We start from the raw sequence: 4,172 nt of genomic DNA, 5'->3' as shown, positions 1-4,172 counted from the left end.
TCAGAATCTCCTCAATTCTTACGCTGAGAAAATTCTCATTCAAAAGTCACTCTTTTTATGGGGGGATTACCAATGGGCATGCACGACATGGTGCGCTTGGCAGAGCCTTTTATTCAACCAGCAGGTCAGAACCAACCTGCCGTATATCTGGGCTACTACTTTAATCTCGGCTTTGCAGTGGAATTGTATCTAAAAGCATTTGTGAAACATGCGACAGGTGATGATGTAGCCAAGCACCGGCATGATCTTAATTCAATACTGCAGGAAGCACTTTCCCACGGATTTGATTTTGAAAAGTCCAAGATGAAAGAGATCGTGGAAATCATTGGTGCAGAGCACAAGGGCCTCAAGTTTAGATACGCAGAAGGGGCGAGTACCTTCAGTTACATCAACCAACGTAATCTGGTTGAGATCGCTTTGACAGCTTGTCGTAATGGAATGGCCCACCTAGCTTAGGCAGCAATCGCGTGAAAGCGCAAACAAACGCGACATTAAACGTAATCACCCATGTCGGAAAACAGATGTTTTCCGACAGGGATGCACGCCATTCTGGCGCGCTACCATGTTTGTAAATGTTCACGCTAAATGGCCAGCTTCTGATCACGGTATTTGGCCGCCTGCTCGGTGTCTCGCAGGCAGCAATGGGGGGGGAAGCTGAATGTCTGGTTTCGGATGGGAACTGGAAAACCGGACATTCGTTTGGTAGTTCTTTTTATAGTTCCCACTCAATCATCATTGAGATAAAAATATGTTTATATATCAATATTTTATTTATATTCATTCTCTTGATGCCATGATAAATACCATCTAACGCCAAGAGAAATTGAACGCCCCCCGCCCTTGGATGGCGTTCAACCTCCTGCCTTGCGCCGCTTCTCCTGCTCGGCGTGGGCCAGGTCGGCGGGCCACCTCGCCAACTCGTCATCGGTGAAGCCCGCAAGGATTTGCCGCAGGTTCATGGTCTGATGCGGAGGGATTGGCAGGTCATTGGACGGCGGGCCGTGGGTGATGAAACACGGCCCGGCCGAGTCGGTTAGATTCAAGTGCGTCATGCTCACTCTTCCGGCCTAGTGGCTAGAAGATGTGCGCCTCAAGCGTCCGTTGCAAGACGCTTGGGGCCTGACTGATCGAATTGCCTGATCTTGCCATGACAGCGAAAAAATCTATCCTCTTGCCGCCTCGGTCAAAAGATCATCAACCGAGCGCGCGACCACATACCGGGCAGGGTTCTCGCCGACCCCCAGCGCAGTGAAATGCGCCTTACCGCATTCGATCTTGGCGCTTTCCTTGTCGCGCAGGTCATCGATGAACAAGCTGCTTTTGGTTTCAACCACAAAGTACAGGTGCTGAGTGCCGTCTTCTTCTACCAATACAGCCCAGTCGGGATTGTAGTTACCCAGCGGCGTGGGCACTTTGAACCAGCCTGGCAGCTTGGCGTAGAGCTTGATGGCGTCGTTCTTCTCCAGCCCATCGGCGAAGTCCCGCTCGGTGCTCGAGTCGTACACCACGTGCTCGTAGATCGACTTCTGGGTATCCAGCAGCATGTTCTTGAGATAGCCGGTGAGCTCTTCCTTCTCGAACAGCTCCTGCGCATAAACATGCTGGTCGCCGAGCATCTGGTACTTGATGCCATCGACCAGGGCCAAGCGCTTGCAGCGGTTAATGGTTTCGGCGGTCAACTCGATGAACTGCTGCGGATTGCGCTTGAAGTCGTCCAGACGGCCGCTTCCCGTCAGGATGCTGACGATGGTGCGCCTAGTGAGCTGGGTACGATCCTGCAGATCGGTCAACAAATCCGGCAGCTCGATACCAGCCTCGTCCAGCACCACGGTTGCCGCGCCCGCTTTCTCCGTCGCGGCGACACCCGCCTTGCCGATAGAGATGTCGGCCTTGCGCCATTGCAGCCGTGCCTTGGCAATCACCGGGGCCTTCTGCAACGCTGCGATGCAATCCGTCACCAACTTGGCGTTATCGAACTGCACGCGGTACGTTGTTTGGTGCTTGATGCGGTCCCACAGGGCCTTGAACTCATCGCTCAGATAAACGGCCTTGCCATCTTTGCCCTTGCGCAGCGGCACTTGCCTGCGTTCATCGGCATTCTTGATGTCGAGCCGCCCCGACACCTTGCGCAGCACTTCGGCAATCTGACTCTTTTGCGCATCGAACTCAGCTGGCAGTTCCAAGGTGCCATTCTTCAGCGCCGTTTTCAGTGAGTCCTGCACCTTGCCCTTGGCATCAATATGGCCGGCGGCTTTCAGGTACTCCCAGAGTGCCTTTGATTGCGCGATGCCCAGCGGTGCGGCATGCCCATCAGCGCCAGTCACGGCAATTGCGGAAAATTGGTGCTGCTCCACGATGCCGAAGCGGATGCCCGTGTCTTGTTCGATTTCCTTCTGCAGGTTCTCTGCAAACTGTTCGTAGTTTTCCGTGGCTACCACGGTCAGGGTGTTGACCTCGAAGCCGCGTACTCGCTCGCCATCTTGGTTGACGCACAGGCGCAGACCACGACCAATGGTCTGGCGTCGCTCGCGCTCGGTCTGAATATCGCGCAAGGTGCAAATCTGGAATACGTTGGGGTTGTCCCAGCCTTCCTTGAGCGCGGAGTGGGAGAAGATGAACTTCAGCGGCGTGCTGAACGACAGCAGCTTCTCCTTCTCCTTCATGATCAGGTTGTAGGCCCGCTCGGCATTCTCCCGGTTGCCCGCATTGTTCTCGGCGGTGTCGGTCCAGCCGCCCTTCTTGTCGATGGAGAAATAGCCGTTGTGCACCTCCTCGGCGGCGGACTCCAGATCGATCTCGGCAAACAAACTCTGGTAGGCTGGCAACTTGGCGGCACGGCGATATTCCTCCTCGAACATCTGCGCATACACGCCCTTGATCGGCTGGCCGTCCGCACCGTACTGACGGTATTTGTCCACCGCGTCGATGAAGAACAGGCTCAATACCTTGATCCCCAATGGACGCAGGTGCTTTTCCTTGTCCAGGTGTTCCTTGATCGTGCGGCGGATCATCTCGCGTTGTACGGCCAGCGCATCCACATCACCGTGGGCTTGGCCAAGCTGCAAAAACACTTCGCCGCCGGGGTAGCGCAGCTCCATGAACTCTTCGCCCTTGGCCGTATTGATCTCTCCCACCCGAAAATCGGCGTAGATCGCGCGGCCATCGGCACTCTGCTGAAGGTCGTCACCATCGCTGACCGTCACCTCAACCCGCTGCACGCCAGTGGCGGCCTGTTTATCCAGCTCGACCTTAGCGCTGATGCGGCCGCGCTTGTTTTCCACCTTCACCAGGCGCACGAAAGGCTTGTTGTGCGCGTCCTCTACCGTGGCCGATGCCACCTCGATCTGCTTGACCAGCCTGCGCTCATATGCATCCACGGCATCGAGGCGGAACACCATGTGGTGCTTGTCCACATGGGTGGCGGAGTAGCGCAGCGTGCAGAGCGGGTTCATGGCGTCCAGTGCTTCCTTGCCACGGCCCTCCAGGCCGCCGTCCACACTCTGTGGCTCATCCACGATGATGATCGGCCAGGTTGCCTTGATCAGGTCGATGGGCTTCTCGCCACCGGTTTTCTCGCTCTCTTTATAAAGGTTGTTCACATCCTTCTTGTTGATGGCACCCACTGTCACCACCATGATCTGGATGTTGGAGCTGGTGGCGAAGTTGCGCACCGGCCCGGGCTTACCCGAGTCGTACAGGAAGTAATCGAAAGGCACGCCTGCGTAGAGCCCCTTGAAGTGCTCCTCGGTGATTTGCAGGGTCTTGTAGACGCCTTCTTTGATAGCCACCGACGGCACCACAATCACGAACTTGGTGAAGCCGTAGCGCTTGTTCAGCTCGAAGATTGAGCGCAGGTACACATAGGTCTTGCCGGTGCCGGTCTCCATTTCCACCGTGAAGTCGCCGGACGTCAACGAGCCGGAGGGTGGCAAGCCACCACGCAACTGGATGTCTGACAGGTTCTCGAGCAGTTCGTCGTCGAGCAGCGTCAAGCGGTTGCCAACGCCAAGGTCGGATTGCGCCACGCCCAGTGACATCTGCGCTTCATCGGGCAGTTTCATGGTCACTGTGAATTCGGTGCGGCAGACTTCCTGACCACGGAACAGGTCGCACACCGCCTCGACGCGGAAATCTCACAGAAGGGTTGTACATCGGGTTAGATTATGAAAAAG

Annotated in this window: 3 protein-coding genes; 1 reads left to right on the top strand and 2 read right to left on the bottom strand. The window is 55.9% G+C overall.

Annotated features, from left to right (window positions below):
* Window positions 1-72 precede the first annotated feature (72 nt).
* Window positions 73-456, top strand: coding sequence for a hypothetical protein (locus tag APA10_RS11235; protein ID WP_061507194.1), 384 nt, complete (start codon window positions 73-75; stop codon window positions 454-456).
* Window positions 457-851: 395 nt separating this feature from the next.
* Here APA10_RS11235 and APA10_RS11230 read toward each other — a convergent pair whose 3' ends face one another.
* Both APA10_RS11230 and APA10_RS11225 read right to left on the bottom strand, forming a co-directional pair.
* Window positions 852-1,052 carry a hypothetical protein gene (locus tag APA10_RS11230; protein ID WP_035367674.1) on the bottom strand — a complete coding sequence of 67 codons (201 nt, stop codon included), beginning with the start codon at window positions 1,050-1,052 and terminating at the stop codon, window positions 852-854.
* Window positions 1,053-1,163: 111 nt separating this feature from the next.
* Window positions 1,164-4,061 carry a type III restriction-modification system endonuclease gene (locus tag APA10_RS11225; RefSeq protein ID WP_250698538.1) on the bottom strand — a complete coding sequence of 966 codons (2,898 nt, stop codon included), beginning with the start codon at window positions 4,059-4,061 and terminating at the stop codon, window positions 1,164-1,166.
* Window positions 4,062-4,172 lie beyond the last annotated feature (111 nt).

Source organism: Acetobacter pasteurianus subsp. pasteurianus LMG 1262 = NBRC 106471 (assembly GCF_000285275.1).
GTDB lineage: Bacteria > Pseudomonadota > Alphaproteobacteria > Acetobacterales > Acetobacteraceae > Acetobacter > Acetobacter pasteurianus.
The sequence above is the reverse complement of the archived record's forward strand: the minus strand, read 5'-3'. Positions and strand labels throughout refer to the sequence as shown.